Source organism: Plantibacter sp. VKM Ac-2880 (assembly GCF_015351235.1).
Lineage (GTDB): Bacteria > Actinomycetota > Actinomycetes > Actinomycetales > Microbacteriaceae > Plantibacter.
Window position 1 is genome coordinate 2,310,395 of record NZ_JADKSJ010000001.1, and the last position, 15,136, is coordinate 2,325,530.

13 protein-coding genes are annotated in these 15,136 nt (G+C 67.8%); 10 read left to right on the forward strand and 3 right to left on the reverse strand.

The window, feature by feature from the left end; translation table 11 throughout:
• Positions 1-28 precede the first annotated feature (28 nt).
• The 10 genes from uvrA (at position 29) to ITJ57_RS11155 (ending at position 11,750) form a co-directional block, all read left to right on the forward strand.
• On the forward strand, positions 29-2,920 hold the full coding sequence (gene uvrA / locus ITJ57_RS11110; RefSeq protein ID WP_194670047.1) for an excinuclease ABC subunit UvrA: 2,892 nt from the start codon (positions 29-31) through the stop codon (positions 2,918-2,920).
• 1 nt (position 2,921) lies between these two features.
• Entirely contained in the window at positions 2,922-4,847 is a 1,926-nt protein-coding gene (uvrC, locus tag ITJ57_RS11115; protein WP_194670048.1) for an excinuclease ABC subunit UvrC, read from the forward strand.
• A gap of 34 nt (positions 4,848-4,881) precedes the next feature.
• Entirely contained in the window at positions 4,882-5,763 is an 882-nt protein-coding gene (gene rapZ / locus ITJ57_RS11120) for an RNase adapter RapZ (protein WP_194670049.1), read from the forward strand.
• A 126-nt stretch (positions 5,764-5,889) separates the two neighbouring features.
• Complete coding sequence (whiA, locus tag ITJ57_RS11125) at positions 5,890-6,867, forward strand: DNA-binding protein WhiA (protein WP_056005675.1); 978 nt, start codon at positions 5,890-5,892, stop codon at positions 6,865-6,867.
• 157 nt (positions 6,868-7,024) lie between these two features.
• Complete coding sequence (locus ITJ57_RS11130; protein ID WP_056005672.1) at positions 7,025-7,651, forward strand: superoxide dismutase; 627 nt, start codon at positions 7,025-7,027, stop codon at positions 7,649-7,651.
• A 122-nt stretch (positions 7,652-7,773) separates the two neighbouring features.
• Complete coding sequence (gene gap / locus ITJ57_RS11135) at positions 7,774-8,781, forward strand: type I glyceraldehyde-3-phosphate dehydrogenase (protein ID WP_056005669.1); 1,008 nt, start codon at positions 7,774-7,776, stop codon at positions 8,779-8,781.
• Between the two features lie 136 nt (positions 8,782-8,917).
• Complete coding sequence (gene pgk, locus ITJ57_RS11140; protein ID WP_194670050.1) at positions 8,918-10,135, forward strand: phosphoglycerate kinase; 1,218 nt, start codon at positions 8,918-8,920, stop codon at positions 10,133-10,135.
• Positions 10,123-10,926, forward strand: a complete 804-nt coding sequence (gene tpiA / locus ITJ57_RS11145) for a triose-phosphate isomerase (RefSeq protein WP_194670051.1) — start codon at positions 10,123-10,125, stop codon at positions 10,924-10,926. Before pgk ends, tpiA begins: the two co-directional genes overlap by 13 nt.
• A gap of 134 nt (positions 10,927-11,060) precedes the next feature.
• Entirely contained in the window at positions 11,061-11,309 is a 249-nt protein-coding gene (secG, locus tag ITJ57_RS11150; protein ID WP_056005661.1) for a preprotein translocase subunit SecG, read from the forward strand.
• A gap of 78 nt (positions 11,310-11,387) precedes the next feature.
• Entirely contained in the window at positions 11,388-11,750 is a 363-nt protein-coding gene (locus ITJ57_RS11155) for an RNA polymerase-binding protein RbpA (protein ID WP_194670052.1), read from the forward strand.
• A gap of 92 nt (positions 11,751-11,842) precedes the next feature.
• Here the strand turns inward: ITJ57_RS11155 and pgl are convergent, their stop codons facing one another.
• Genes pgl through zwf form a run of 3 tightly spaced genes read right to left on the reverse strand, consistent with a single transcriptional unit; the run spans position 11,843 to position 15,134 of the window.
• Complete coding sequence (gene pgl, locus ITJ57_RS11160) at positions 11,843-12,631, reverse strand: 6-phosphogluconolactonase (RefSeq protein ID WP_194670053.1); 789 nt, start codon at positions 12,629-12,631, stop codon at positions 11,843-11,845.
• Positions 12,631-13,593 carry a glucose-6-phosphate dehydrogenase assembly protein OpcA gene (locus ITJ57_RS11165; RefSeq protein WP_194670054.1) on the reverse strand — a complete coding sequence of 321 codons (963 nt, stop codon included), beginning with the start codon at positions 13,591-13,593 and terminating at the stop codon, positions 12,631-12,633. The genes pgl and ITJ57_RS11165 overlap by 1 nt, the downstream gene beginning before the upstream one ends.
• On the reverse strand, positions 13,590-15,134 hold the full coding sequence (gene zwf / locus ITJ57_RS11170; RefSeq protein ID WP_194670055.1) for a glucose-6-phosphate dehydrogenase: 1,545 nt from the start codon (positions 15,132-15,134) through the stop codon (positions 13,590-13,592). Before zwf ends, ITJ57_RS11165 begins: the two co-directional genes overlap by 4 nt.
• Positions 15,135-15,136 lie beyond the last annotated feature (2 nt).

A 15,136-nucleotide genomic window follows, 5' to 3' on the forward strand; every position in this document is an offset into this window, starting at 1 on the left:
TGTCGGTGGTGCTGCGTAGACTCGAAGGGTGTCAATTGCCAAGGTAGATCACCACTCAACGCTCAGTGTCCGCGGTGCCCGCGTGCACAACCTCCAGAACGTGGACCTCGAGATCCCGCGCGACTCGCTGGTCGTCTTCACCGGCCTGTCGGGCTCCGGGAAGTCCTCCCTCGCCTTCGACACGATCTTCGCCGAAGGGCAACGACGCTACGTCGAGTCGCTCTCGGCGTACGCGCGGCAGTTCCTCGGTCAGGTCGACCGCCCGGACGTCGACTTCATCGAGGGTCTGAGCCCGGCCGTCTCCATCGACCAGAAGTCGACCAACCGCAACCCGCGGTCGACCGTCGGCACGATCACCGAGGTCTACGACTACATGCGTCTGCTGTGGGCGCGCATCGGTGTTCCGCACTGTCCTGTCTGCGGCGAGGTCATCCAGCGCCAGACGGTGCAGCAGATCGCCGACCAGCTGATGGAGCTCGAGGAGCGCCGCCGGTACCAGATCGTCGCCCCGGTGGTCAGCCAGAAGAAGGGCGAGTTCGTCGACCTCTTCAAGGAGCTCTCCGCGAAGGGCTTCGCCCGCGCTATCGTCGACGGCGAGGCGATCCAGCTCGCCGAGCCCCCGACCTTGAAGAAGCAGGTCAAGCACGACATCGCCGTCGTCGTCGACCGCCTCGTGGCCGGCCCCGAGATTCTCGGTCGTCTCACCGACTCGCTCGAGACCGCCCTCCAGCTCACCGACGGCCTCGTCACGATCAACTTCGTCGACGAAGAGGGCGACGACGCGTGGCGGACGTTCTCCGAGAAGCTGTCCTGCCCGAACAACCACCCGCTGCAGCTGACCGAGATCGAGCCACGGACGTTCTCCTTCAACGCGCCGTTCGGTGCGTGCCCCGAGTGCTCCGGCCTCGGCACGCGCATGTCCGTCGACGCCGAGCTCCTCCTCGGCGACGAGGAGCTCAGCATCAACGAAGGCGTCATCGTCCCGTGGACGACGCAGGGCAAGGGGCTGTACCAGTACTACGAGAAGCTGCTCGACGGTCTCGCCCGCGACCTCGACTTCTCGCTCGACACCCCGTGGCGAGACCTGCCGGCATCCGTCCAGGAGGCGGTGCTCCGCGGCGACAACTTCAAGGTCAAGGTGAAGTGGAAGAACCGCTTCGGACGCGAGATGAGCTACTCGTCAGGCTTCGAGGGTGTCATCCCGTACATCGAGCGCCAGTACCTGCAGGCCGACACCGACAGCCAGCGTGTGCGCTGGTCCGAGTATCTCCGAGAGGTCCCGTGCCAGGTGTGCGGCGGACGCCGCCTGAAGCCCGAGGTCCTGTCGGTCCTCATCCACGAGCACAGCATCGCCGAGGTCGCCGAGCTGAGCCTGTCGGACGCCCGTGCGTTCATGGACCGTCTCGAACTGAGCGACCGCGAGGCCCACATCGCCGCGCAGGTCCTCCGCGAGATCAAGGTGCGGCTCGACTTCCTCATCCAGGTCGGTCTCAACTACCTCGACCTCGCCCGCACCGCGGGCTCGCTGTCCGGTGGTGAGGCGCAGCGCATCCGCCTCGCGACGCAGATCGGTTCCGGCCTGACCGGTGTCCTCTACGTCCTCGACGAGCCGAGCATCGGCCTGCACCAGCGCGACAACCGCCGGCTCATCGAGACCCTCGTGGCGCTCCGCGACCTCGGCAACACGCTCATCGTCGTCGAGCACGATGAAGACACCATCCGCACCGCGGACTGGATCGTCGACATCGGCCCCGGCGCCGGGGTCAACGGCGGCAAGGTCGTGCACTCCGGTTCCTACGAAGCACTCGAGGCGAACACCGAGTCACTCACCGGCGACTACCTGTCCGGTCGGAAGGCCATCGAGATCCCGGCGAAGCGCCGCCCGATCGACACGAAGCGCCAGATCCAGGTGATCGGAGCGCAGGCGAACAACCTGAAGAAGGTCAGCGCGGACTTCCCGCTCGGTGTCCTGACGGCCGTCACCGGCGTGAGCGGATCCGGCAAGTCCTCCCTCGTCAACGACGTCCTGTACCGCGTGCTCGCGAACAAGCTGAACGGTGCGCGCAAGTTGCCCGGCAAGCACACCCGCGTCACCGGTCTCGAGCACCTCGACAAGGTCATCCACGTCGACCAGGCCCCCATCGGTCGCACGCCGCGGTCGAACCCGGCCACCTACACGGGCGTGTTCGACAAGATCAGGAACCTCTTCGCCGAGACCCAGGAGGCGAAGGTCCGTGGGTATCTTGCCGGGCGGTTCAGCTTCAACGTCAAGGGCGGCCGGTGCGAAGCGTGCTCGGGTGACGGCACGATCAAGATCGAGATGAACTTCCTCCCCGACGTCTACGTCGCCTGTGAGGTGTGCGGGGGAGCGCGGTACAACCGCGACACCCTGACGATCCACTACAAAGGTAAGAACATCGCCGAGGTGCTCGACATGCCGATCGCCGAGGCGGCAGACTTCTTCGAGCCGATCTCCTCCATCCACCGCTTCCTCAAGACGCTCGTCGAGGTCGGACTCGGGTACGTCCGGCTCGGACAGAGCGCGACGACGCTGTCGGGTGGCGAGGCTCAGCGCGTCAAGCTGGCGACCGAACTGCAGCGCCGGAGCAACGGCCGGAGCGTCTACGTGCTCGACGAGCCGACGACCGGCCTGCACTTCGAGGATGTCCGCAAGCTGCTCCTCGTCCTCAACGGGCTCGTCGACAAGGGCAACACGGTCATCGTGATCGAGCACAACCTCGACGTCATCAAATCCTCGGACTGGCTCATCGACATGGGACCCGAGGGCGGCGCCGGCGGCGGGACGGTCCTCGCCACGGGCACCCCTGAGCACCTGGCGACGGTCCCCGGCAGCCACACGGGCTTCTTCCTGAACGAACTGTTCGAGGCAGAGGCCGGCGGCAGCCGCAAGGCGGGCTGACGTGGCGGCTGCCCGCGGGGGGAGCGGCCTGGCGTACCGGCCGAAGGCAGGGGAGATCCCCACCCTGCCCGGCGTCTACCGTTTCAGTGACGATTCGGGGAGGGTCCTCTACGTCGGCAAGGCGATGAACCTCCGCGCGAGGTTGAGCAACTACTTCGCACCGCTGCACACCCTGCACGAGCGCACCCGGCGGATGGTCACGACCGCGACGGGCGTGACCTGGACGACGGTCGGAAGCGACGTCGAGGCGCTGCAGTTGGAGTACACCTGGATCAAGGAGTACGACCCGCCCTTCAACGTCAAGTTCCGCGACGACAAGTCCTACCCCTATCTCGCCGTGACCCTCGGCGACGAGGCACCGCGCGTGATGGTGACCCGGAACACCCGGATCCCCGGAGCCAAGTACTTCGGTCCGTATCCGAAGATCTGGGCCGTCCACGACACCGTCGACCTCATGATCAAGGTCTTCCCGATCCGCACCTGCTCGGACTCGGCGTACAAACGCGCCATGACGTCGGGGAAGCCGTGCTTCCCGGGCCAGATCGGGCGCTGCGGCGGCCCCTGCTCTGGGAAGGTGTCCATCCAGGAGCATCGCGCCATCGTCGACGACTTCGTCTCGTTCATGGTGGGGAACGACCGCCGGTTCACGACGCGGATCACGGCCGAGATGAAGGCCGCAGCGGCTCGCCAGGACTACGAGTCGGCCGCGGTGTACCGGGATCAGCTCCAGGCGCTCGACCAGGTGCTCGCGAAGAGCGCCGTGGTACTCCGCGACGCCGTCGACGCCGACCTCTTCGGCATCGACCACGACGAGCTCGCGGCATCCGTGCAGCAGTTCATCGTGCGCGGCGGACGCATCCGCGGTGTCCGTTCCTGGACCGTCGACAAGGAACTCGACATGTCGACGGCGGAACTCGTCGACAGCGTCGTCCAGCGGGTCTATGCCGCTGCGAGCGGGCCGGACGTCCCGCGCGAGGTCCTGGTTCCCGAGCTGCCCGACGACGCTGCGAGCCTCGAGGACTGGCTCGCCGAACGCCGCGGTTCCAAGGTCGCCGTGCGGGTCGCCCAGCGTGGCGAGAAGGCGACGCTCATGGAGACCGCCGTCGTCAACGCCAAACAGGCCCTCATGCTCTACAAGACCCGTCGCAGCTCCGACTTCGTGGCCAGGACCCAGGCACTCGAGGACATCAGGGACGCCCTCGGTATGACCGAGGCGCCGCTCCGGATCGAGTGCTTCGACGTCTCGCACCTGGGCGGTACCAATATCGTCGCCTCCATGGTGGTGTTCGAGGACGGGCTCTCCCGGAAGGACGAATACCGTCGCTTCGGTGTCGCCGAGTCCACGGACGACACCGACTCGATCTACCAGGTCGTGTCCCGTCGCCTCGCCCACCTCACGTCGAGCGAACCGGTCGAGACGGTCGACGAAACGACGGGCGAGCGCAAGCGGCGGAAGTTCACCTATCCGCCGCAGTTGCTCATCGTCGACGGCGGGCAACCGCAGGTCGCGGCCGCCGCCCGGGCGCTCGAGGAGTCGGGTCTGACCGGGATCACCCTGTGCGGCTTGGCGAAGCGGCTGGAGGAGATCTGGCTCCCGGACGATCCGTACCCGGTGATCCTGCCGCGGGGGAGCGAGTCCCTGTTCCTCCTTCAGCGGGTGCGCGACGAGGCGCACCGGTTCGCGATCAGCTTCCAGCGTCAGAAGCGCAAGCGCGACATCTCTACCGTCCTCGGCGAGATCCCGGGGCTCGGCCCGGCGAAGGTGCGTGAGCTCCTGCGCCACTTCGGCTCCGTCGCACGGCTGAAGACCGCGACACCGGCGGAGATCGAGGAGGTGAAGGGCATCGGCGGCAAACTGGCGGCGACCGTGTACGAGGCCTTGGCTTCGGGTTCCACGGGGCCCTCGGTCGGCCCCAGGAATGGGTAGGCTGGGAGTTCAAACCTTCGAGGAAAGCGTGTCGATGACCCCGGGCCAGCCGCAGCATCAGCAGGAAGTGCTCATCGTCACCGGGATGTCCGGCGCCGGCCGCTCCACGGTCGCGAACGCTCTCGAGGATCTCGGTTGGTACGTCGTCGACAACCTGCCGCCGCAGATGCTCCGGCCCCTGGTCGACCTCGCCGAGCGCGCAGGTTCGCGTCTGCCGCGGATCGCGGCCGTCGTCGACGTTCGCGGCCGCGACTTCTTCAGCGACCTGCAGGAGATCGTCCCGGCGCTCCGAGGCGGCACCCACCTCCGCATGATCTTCCTCGAAGCGACGGATGCGGCACTCGTGCGTCGGTTCGAAGCCGTCCGCCGACCACATCCCCTGCAGGGCGAGGGGACGATCCTGGACGGCATCGTCGCCGAGCGTCATCGCCTGAGCGAGATCCGGGAGTCGAGCGACGTCATCATCGACACGAGCGACCTCAACATCCACCAACTCGCCACCACCACCCGTGAGCTCTTCGCCGGCGCGGAGACGCCCGGCGTCCAGGTGACCGTGTTGAGCTTCGGCTTCAAGTACGGGCTCCCGCCTGACGCGGACCTCGTGGCCGACATGCGGTTCCTTCCGAACCCGTTCTGGGTCCCGGAGCTGCGTGCGCTGAGCGGCCAGGACGCCGAGGTCAGCGAGTACGTCCTCTCCCAGCCGGGCGCGTCGGAGTTTCTCGAGAGCTACGCGCACGCCCTCGAGCCGGTGCTGGCCGGCTATCAGCGCGAGAACAAGCGGCACGTCACCATCGCCGTCGGATGCACCGGCGGTAAGCACCGTTCGGTCGCCGTCGCGCTCGAACTCGCCGACCGGCTGCGGAGCCAGTCCGGCGTCGCCGTGCACGTCCGGCATCGGGACCTCGGGCGCGAATGACGCCCATCGGGCCGGGCGCATCCGCGTCCGAGCCCACGCGATCCGGGTGCACCACGCCTCCGGGTCGAGAACATGCAGGATCGCCGCCGCACTCCGACGGCGCGATCACGACAGATAGGAACCACCGTGGCCCTCACCGCCGACGTCAAGAACGAACTGGCGCTCGTCCGCGAGACCCGCAACTCGGTCCGTGCGGCCGAACTCGCCTCGCTCCTCCGGTTCTCCGGCGGACTGCACACGATCTCCGGGCGCGTGGCCATCGAGGCCGAACTCGACAGCCCGACCCTCGCGCAACGCGTGCGACGCGACATCGGCGAGCTGTACGGGATCCGCAGCGAGATCCTCGTGCAGAACCCTGGCAGCTCCGGTAAGCCGACCCTCTTCGTGGTGCGGGTCATCGAGGGTGGCGAGACCCTGGCGCGCCAGACAGGCCTCCTGGACGCCCGCCGTCGCGCGGTGCGCGGGCTCCCCAACCGACTGACCACGGGCTCGCGCGATGAGCTCTCCGCCGTGTGGCGCGGTGCGTTCCTGGCGACGGGTTCGCTCACGGATCCGGGCCGGTCCGCCTCGCTCGACGTCGTGTGCCCGGGGAACGAGTCGGCGATGGCCCTCGTCGGCGCCGCGGGTCGGATCGGCGTCCCGGCGAAGGCCAGGGAGGTCCGCGGTATCCACCGGGTCGTGATCCGTGAGGGCGACGCGATCAGCGGCATGCTCTCGCTCATGGGCGCCACCGGCACCGTCACCTCCTGGGAGGAGATGCGTCAACGCAAGGAGGTCCGCGCGACCGCGAACCGCCTCGTCAACTTCGACGACGCCAACCTCCGCCGCTCGGCGCAGGCCGCCGTCGCCGCGTGCGCGCGGGTCGAACGAGCGCTCGAGATCCTCGGCGACGAGGTTCCCGAACACCTGCAGTACGCCGGTGCGCTCCGCCTCGACCACCGCGAGGCCAGCCTGGACGAGCTGGGACACTTCGCCGATCCGCCGATGACGAAGGACGCCATCGCGGGTCGCATCCGTCGACTGCTCGCCATGGCAGACAAGCACGCGAGCGATCTCGGCATCCCCGGGACCGATGCCAACCTGCCGGCGGATTACGAGGACTGATCCCGCCCGTCGTTTGACACCGACCACGTCTCGTCGCGGTTCGTCATCCTGGGAACAAGCCCCGTCTCACCGTGGTTGCCGCTCGCTAGACTGGGCCGTGACGCTCAGAGCCGTGTGCAGACAGCGCACGGGACAACACGAGGAGATCACACAGAACATGGCTGTTTACTCACTGCCCGAATTGCCGTACGACTACACCGCGCTCGAGCCGCACATCAGTGCGACCATCACGGAGCTCCACCACGACAAGCACCACGCCACCTACGTGGCCGGTGCGAACACGGCCCTCGAGAAGCTCGAAGAGGCGCGCGACGCCAACGACTTCACGAACGTCAACAAGCTGGAGAAGGACCTCGCGTTCAACCTCGGCGGCCACGTCAACCACACCATCTGGTGGAACAACCTCTCCCCGGACGGCGGCGACAAGCCGACGGGCGAGCTCGAGTCTGCGGTCGACGAGTACTTCGGCAGCTTCGACAAGTTCCAGGCCCACTTCACCGCGGCCGCCCTCGGCGTCCAGGGCTCCGGTTGGGCTGCGCTCACCTGGGACACCCTCGGTCAGCGCATCAACATCCAGCAGTTCTTCGACCAGCAGGGTAACTTCCCGGCCGGCACCGTCCCGCTGCTGCTGCTCGACGTCTGGGAGCACGCTTACTACCTGGACTACAAGAACGTCCGCGCCGACTACGTGAAGGCGTTCTGGAACATCGTCAACTGGGCAGACGTCCAGGCACGCTTCGAGGTCGCGCGCAAGCAGACCAACGGCCTGCTGGTACTGTCGTAGTAGACCGGTCCGTCCCGGTCCCTGGGGCCGGGACGGACCACTTCCTCCTCAATCGAGGAGGCGCTCACTCCGAGCAGACCGTACAATCGCGCCGTCTGGCGCCTCAGTATCAGGAGTCATCTGTGTCCGTCAAGATCGGCATCAACGGCTTCGGCCGCATCGGCCGCAACTTCTTCCGCGCCGCCCTCGCCAAGGGCAGCGACCTCGAGATCGTCGCAGTCAACGACCTCACCGACAACAAGGCGCTCGCCCACCTCCTGAAGTACGACTCCATCACGGGTCGTCTGGACGCCACGGTCGAGCTCGACGGCGACAAGATCATCGTCAACGGCAAGCCCATCATCGTCCTCGCAGAGCGCGACCCCGCCGACCTCCCCTGGGGCGAGCTCGGTGTCGACATCGTCATCGAGTCGACCGGTCGCTTCACGAAGTCCGACGACGCGCGCAAGCACATCACCGCCGGCGCCAAGAAGGTCCTCGTCTCCGCTCCCGCCACCGGCAGCGACGTCGCGACCATCGTCCTCGGCGTGAACGAGGGCACCTACGACGCCGCGACGCACGACATCATCTCCAACGCGTCCTGCACCACGAACTGCCTCGCGCCGCTCGCCAAGGTGCTGCTCGACAACTTCGGCATCGAGCGTGGCCTCATGACCACGGTGCACGCCTACACTGCCGACCAGAACCTGCAGGACGGCCCGCACAGCGACCTCCGTCGTGCACGCGCTGCGGCCGTCAACATCATCCCGACGTCGACCGGTGCAGCCAAGGCACTCGGCCTCGTCATCCCTGAGCTCGTCGGCAAGCTCGACGGCTACGCTCTGCGCGTCCCGGTCCCGACCGGTTCCATCACCGACCTCACGGTCGAGCTGACCAACCCGGCCACGGTCGAGGAGATCAACGCGGCCTACAAGACCGCCGCTGAGGGTCCGCTCAAGGGCATCCTCAAGTACACCGAGGACCCGATCGTCTCGAGCGACATCGTGACGGACCCGCACTCCTCGATCTTCGACGCCGGCCTCACCAAGGTCATCGGCACGCAGGTCAAGGTCGCTTCCTGGTACGACAACGAGTGGGGTTACTCCAACCGCCTCGTCGACCTCACCGAGTACGTCGCGGACCGCCTCTAGCCACCCGGCGGTCTGACCACCTCCTCACCAGAGCAGCCAGACTCCGCATGGTCCGAACGGGCGTCCTGAACCAGCTTCAGGGCGCCCGTTCGGCTTCCTCGCCGGCCGTCGGCTCAGTGCAAGAAAGACCTTCTCCATGACCCTTCGCACCCTCGACTCGCTCGGAGCCCTCGGCGGCCGTCGTGCTGTCGTCCGCCTCGACCTCAACGTCCCGCTGAAGGACGGCGTCATCACCGACGACGGACGCATCCGCGCGGCGCTCCCCACCCTCAACGCGCTCATCAACCAGGGCGCCCGCGTCGTCATCGTCTCGCACCTCGGACGCCCCGACGGATCGCCGGACACGAAATACAGCCTCGCCCCCGTCGCACAGCGCCTGTCGGAGCTGCTCGGCAAGCCGGTGACCTTCGCAGCCGACACCGTCGGAAGCGCCGCGAGCGACGCCGTCGCCGCCCAGACCGACGGCGACGTCGTACTCCTCGAGAACCTGCGGTTCAACTCCGCCGAGACCAGCAAGGACGCTGGTGAGCGCGAAGCGTTCGCCGCCAAGCTCGCCGCGTTCGGCGACGTCGTCGTCTCCGACGGCTTCGGCGTCGTGCACCGCAAGCAGGCGAGCGTGTACGAACTCGCGAAGCTCCTCCCGAGCGCTGCGGGTCTGCTCATCTCCACCGAACTCGAAGTCCTCGATCGCCTGACCGAGACCCCCGAGCGGCCGTACACGGTCGTCCTCGGCGGCTCGAAGGTGTCCGACAAGCTGGGGGTCATCGGTCATCTGCTCCCTCGCGTCGACTCCTTGCTCATCGGCGGCGGCATGCTCTTCACCTTCCTGGCGGCACAGGGCCATTCGGTCGGATCGAGCCTGCTCGAGGCCGACCAGATCGACACGGTCCGCGGCTACCTCGCGAAGGCGGAAGAACTCGGCGTCACCATCGTGCTGCCGACGGACGTCGTCGTCGCGGCCGGGTTCAGCGCCGACGCCGAACACGTCGTCCGCCCGGCCGACCGCATCGAAGACACCCCGTTCGGTGCGAAGGGTCTGGGACTCGACATCGGCCCCGACACCGCCAAGGCGTTCGCCGAGATCGTCGCCGGATCGAAGACGGTGTTCTGGAACGGTCCGATGGGCGTGTTCGAGCTGGCCCCCTTCGCCGCCGGTACTCGCGCGGTCGCGGAAGCACTCACCCGCACGGACGGCCTCAGCGTCGTCGGTGGCGGTGACTCGGCCGCAGCGGTCCGCGCGCTCGGCTTCGATGATGACCAGTTCGGTCACATCTCAACTGGTGGCGGCGCAAGCCTCGAGTTCCTCGAGGGCAAGCGTCTGCCTGGACTGGAGGTCCTCGGATGGCAGCAGTAACCCCCGGGCGCACGCGTGTGCCCCTCATCGCCGGCAACTGGAAGCTCAACCTGGATCACCTCCAGGCCATCGCCCTCGTCCAGAAGCTCGACTGGACGCTGAAGGACGGCAAGCACGACTACGCCGACGCCGAGGTGGCGATCTTCCCGCCGTTCACCGACCTCCGCTCCGTCCAGACGATCGTTGCCGCCGACAAGCTCAAGCTCGCCTACGGTGCTCAGGACCTCTCCCAGCACGACTCGGGTGCCTACACCGGCGAGATCTCCGGCGCGTTCCTCGCGAAGCTCGACTGCGCCTACGTCCTCGTCGGTCACTCCGAGCGTCGGACGCTCCACAACGAGACCGACGAGGTCGTCCAGGCCAAGACGGCTGCCGCCGTGCGACATGGTCTCGTGCCCGTCATCTGCATCGGTGAGACGGCCGAGGACCTCGAACAGCACGGTCCCTCCGCGGTCCCCGTCGCGCAGCTCCGCGCGGCGATCGACGGACTCGGTCGCGACGCCGACATCGTCGTGGCCTACGAGCCGGTCTGGGCCATCGGGTCCGGCCAGGCGGCGACGCCCGACCAGGCGCAGCAGGTCGCGGCAGCACTGCGCAGCACGCTCGCCGAGGTCCTCGGAGACGAAGCCGCACAGCGTACGCGAATCCTGTACGGCGGCTCCGTGAAGGCGTCGAACATCGCCGGTTTCATGCGCGAACCCGACGTCGACGGCGCGCTCGTCGGCGGTGCGAGTCTGCTCGCGGAGGAGTTCGCCGGCATCGCCCGCTTCTCGCAGCACGTCGGTCTCTGACGGACTCCGACACCTGATACACCAGGACGGCTCGGGCCGCGGCGCCAGCCGCGGGCCGAGCCGTGTCCGTTTCATCGTCGAGGTATACTGGACGGCGGTTCAGCCCCTCTGAACGCGAATGCGAAAGGTCTCACGTGGAGATTCTCCAGGTCATCCTGCAGGTGCTGCTCGGCATCACCAGCCTCCTGCTCACCTTCCTGATCCTGCTGCACAAAGGCCGCGGCGGCGGACTCTCCGACATGTTCGGCGGTGGCTCGTCGAGCAACCTCGGATCCTCGGGCGTCGCCGAACGCAACCTGAACCGCTTCACCGTCATCCTCGGCCTGACCTGGGGAGCCTGCATCGTCGTGATCGGGCTGCTCACGAAGTTTGCCGCCGCCTAGCCGGCCGCGATTCCCGACACCGGGCCTACTCCACCACACATCCGAACGCTCTCGACAGCACGAGAAAGAGAACACACCATGGCATCAGGCGGAAGCGCCATCAGGGGATCACGCGTCGGCGCTGGTCCCATGGGCGAACAGGACCACGGTTACCACGCGGACCGCATCGCCATCTCCTACTGGGACGCCCTCGGCAACGAGACGGTCCGTCACTTCGCGGCGAACGTCCCCGACGAGGAGATCCCGGAGACGATCGACTGCCCGACCTCCGGCCTCCCCGCCGGACGCGACAAGGCGAACCCGCCCGAGGTCGCGAAGCTCGAGCCGTACAAGACCCACCTCGCGTACGTGAAGGAGCGTCGCACCGAGGCCGAGGCCGAGGAGCTGCTCGAAGAAGCGCTGCAGCAGCTTCGCGCGCGACGCGGCACGGTGTCGAAGTAGCGTCGACCACCAGCACCACGCAGAAAGGCCGTTCCCTTCGGGGAACGGCCTTTCTCGCATCCGGCGTCCTGTCGACGCGCCCGCTGTGCTGCCTAGTACTCCGGCAGGATCAACGAGTCGGGGACCTCTGCGGCGGCGTCCTGGTCGACGAAGAACACCGTCCGCTTCCGACCCTTCGCCCCGGCGGCGGGGACCTCGTTGTAGCTCGCACCGGCGAGGGCGAGGCCCAATGCCGAGGCCTTGTCCGTCCCGGCGAGCACGAGCCAGACCCGGACCGACGCGTTGATCGCCGGACGCGTGAGGCTCAGCCGCTCGGCCGGCGGCTTGGGGGAGTTCCGCACCGGGACGACCGAGGTGTCCGTCACAGAGACCTCCGCACGTTCCGGGAAGAGCGATGCGATGTGGCCGTCGGGACCGACCCCGAGGAAGGTGATGTCGAACCGCGGGTGTGATTCTCCGGACTTCGCGAACCGTCGAAGCTCCTCCGCGTACCGGACTGCGGCAGCATCGAGGTCGATCCCGTCCTCCGGTGCCGGGTAGCCGTGCACGTGCTCCGCGACGAGAGCGCGTTCGGGGAGGGCCAGCAGGCTGTCGAGCAGCGCCTCCCGCGCCTGCAGCTCGTTCCGATCGGCGTCGTCGCGCGCGACCCACCGTTCGTCTCCCCACCAGAGGTGTACCCGGGACCAGTCGACCCGGTCGCGATCCTTCGACACGGCGACCGCGGCGAGCGTGCCGGCACCGACCGTTCCGCCAGTGAGGACCACGTGCACGGTGTCCTGGGACTCGAGGAGTTCGCGGGTCCGGGACAGGAACCGTTTGGCGACCGAGGTCGTCAGCTGGTCGCGGTCCTGGTAGACGAGGACGCGTCGCTCGGTCGGCATCAGCTCGTCCGAGCGCGTAGCGTGACCGGCTCGCCGAGTCCGGGGAGGCCGACGGTGATGACCTGCCCGTACAGCACGTCCGGGTCGAGCGTCCGCAGCTCCTCCGCGAGGCAGTCGCGCAGGCTACGACGGGGGAGGGACAGGTCGTGCGTCGGCTGCCCGGGCTGGATGAGCGTCGCGATGTCGGGCACAGGGCGCTCGAGGACCACGTTGCCGGAGGCGCGCGTCAGTCGGACCCCGTGGATGCCGCTGGAGCCGTGGGCCATGCTGAGTTCGTGGGTGACGTCGACCTGCAGCTGGAGCTGCAGCCAGGCTGCCAGGAGTTCCGTCGAGGGCGAGTCGGAGGCACCGGACACCTCGATGGCGGTGACCGGCTCGTACGGAGGCTGGTCGAGCACGGCGGCGAGCTGCGCGCGCCACAGGGTGAGCCGGGTCCAGGCGAAGTCGGTGTCGCCCGGTGCATAGTTGGCCGCACGGCCGCGCAGGGCTGCGTGGGTGTCAGCAGCAGCCGAGGCGTCGGTGATGCGACGCTGTGCGATCCGCCCGATCGGGGAAGTCGAGACGCGCTCCGGTGCCTCACCCGGCCACCAGGCCACGACCGGGGCATCGGGAAGCAGCAGACCGGTGACGAGGCTCTCCTCGTTCTCGGCCACCGCACCATAGGCGCGGAGGATGACGACCTCGCTCGCACCGGCGTCGCCGCCGACGCGGATCTGGGCGTCGAGCCGGTCTCCGATCGTGGAGTCGTTGCCGTCGTGCTCCGTGGAGAGGACGATGACGCGCATCGGGTGCTCGCGGGAGGCTTCGTTCGCGGCCTCGATGGCCTCCTCTTCCGCACCGAGGCGCGTGGAGATGACCAGGGTGAGCACGCGACCGAGGGCGACCGCGCCGCCATCCTCGCGGATGGTGACGAGTGCCTTCGACAGCTTGCTCGTGGTGGTGTCTGGCAGGTCTACGATCATGGTCGTCTCCAGGTGCGTCCGTCGCGGGTCATGAGGTCGTCGGCGGAGGACGGCCCCCAGGTGCCGGGAGCGTACTGCTCGAGCGGCTCGTCCTGTGCCGCCCAGTACTCCTCGATGGGGTCGAGGATCTTCCAGGAGAGCTCGACCTCCTCGTGACGGGGGAAGAGCGGCGGGTCGCCCAGGAGGACGTCGAGGATGAGGCGTTCGTACGCCTCGGGGCTCGCCTCAGTGAAGGCGTGTCCGTAACCGAAGTCCATGGTCACGTCGCGGACCTGGGTCCCGGCTCCGGGAACCTTGGAGCCGAACCGGATCGTGACGCCCTCGTCGGGCTGGACCCGGATGACGAGCGCGTTCTGCCCGAGCGCCGAGGTCTGGCTCTCAGCGAACAGGTACTGCGGAGCGCGCTTGAACACGACGGCGATCTCCGTGACTCGACGGCCGAGGCGCTTGCCTGCACGGAGGTAGAACGGCACGCCGGCCCACCGTCGCGTGTTGATGTCGAGACGCATGGCCGCGTAGGTCTCCGTCGTCGAGGCGGGATCCATCCCGTCCTCGTCGAGGAAGCCGAGGACATGCTCGCCGCCCTGCCAGCCGCCGGCGTACTGCCCGCGGGCGGTCGCCGCGCCGAGGTCGTCCGGCAGGCGGACGGCCGCGAGGACCTTTTCCTTCTCGGCACGGAGATCCGAGGCGTTGAAGGAGATGGGCTCCTCCATGGCTGTGAGCGCGAGCAACTGCAGCAGGTGGTTCTGGATGACGTCGCGCGCCGCGCCGATGCCGTCGTAGTACCCGGCACGACCACCGACGCCGATGTCCTCGGCCATGGTGATCTGGACGTGGTCGACGTAGTTGGCGTTCCAGATGGGCTCGTACAACTGGTTCGCGAACCGGAGCGCCAGGATGTTCTGGACGGTCTCCTTGCCGAGGTAGTGGTCGATCCGGAAGATCGAGTCCGACGGGAACACGGACTGCACGATGTCGTTCAGCTCGCGAGCCGTCTTCAGGTCGCTTCCGAAGGGCTTCTCGATGACGACACGACGCCACTGCCCGTCCGCGGGCTCTGCGAGGCCCGAGCGGCGCAGCTGCTCCGTCACCTGGGGGAAGGCCTTCGGGGGGATCGACAAGTAGAACGCGTGGTTGCCCATCGTTCCGCGATCCGCGTCCAGCTCCTCGATGGTGGCCTTCAGCTTCTCGAAGGCCGCGTCGTCCCCGAACTCGCCGGGGACGAAGCGGATGCCCTGCGCGAGCTGGTTCCAGACGTCCTCACGGAACTCCGTGCGGGCATACTGCTTCACCGAGTCGTGGACGACCTCCATGAAGTCCTGGTCCTCCCAGTCCCGTCGGGCGAACCCGACGAGCGAGAACCCTGGAGGCAGCAGCCCCCGGTTCGCGAGGTCGTACACGGCCGGCATCAACTTCTTGCGGGACAGGTCGCCCGTCACGCCGAAGATGATGAGGCCGCTCGGACCGGCGATCCGATTGAGGCGCCGATCGGAGTCAACCCGCAGCGGGTTGGACTCCGGGGTGATTTCCACCGGGGACATGA

What these genes read in the sequence shown, in the direction of transcription:
- rapZ (WP_194670049.1), top strand. Translation starts at nt 4,882, where the DNA reads ATGACCCCGGGCCAGCCGCAGCATCAGCAGGAAGTGCTCATCGTCACC.
- ITJ57_RS11130 (WP_056005672.1), top strand. Translation starts at nt 7,025, where the DNA reads ATGGCTGTTTACTCACTGCCCGAATTGCCGTACGACTACACCGCGCTC.
- pgk (WP_194670050.1), top strand. Translation starts at nt 8,918, where the DNA reads ATGACCCTTCGCACCCTCGACTCGCTCGGAGCCCTCGGCGGCCGTCGT.
- tpiA (WP_194670051.1), top strand. Translation starts at nt 10,123, where the DNA reads ATGGCAGCAGTAACCCCCGGGCGCACGCGTGTGCCCCTCATCGCCGGC.
- ITJ57_RS11155 (WP_194670052.1), top strand. Translation starts at nt 11,388, where the DNA reads ATGGCATCAGGCGGAAGCGCCATCAGGGGATCACGCGTCGGCGCTGGT.
- pgl (WP_194670053.1), bottom strand. Translation starts at nt 12,631, where the DNA reads ATGCCGACCGAGCGACGCGTCCTCGTCTACCAGGACCGCGACCAGCTG.
- ITJ57_RS11165 (WP_194670054.1), bottom strand. Translation starts at nt 13,593, where the DNA reads ATGATCGTAGACCTGCCAGACACCACCACGAGCAAGCTGTCGAAGGCA.
- zwf (WP_194670055.1), bottom strand. Translation starts at nt 15,134, where the DNA reads ATGTCCCCGGTGGAAATCACCCCGGAGTCCAACCCGCTGCGGGTTGAC.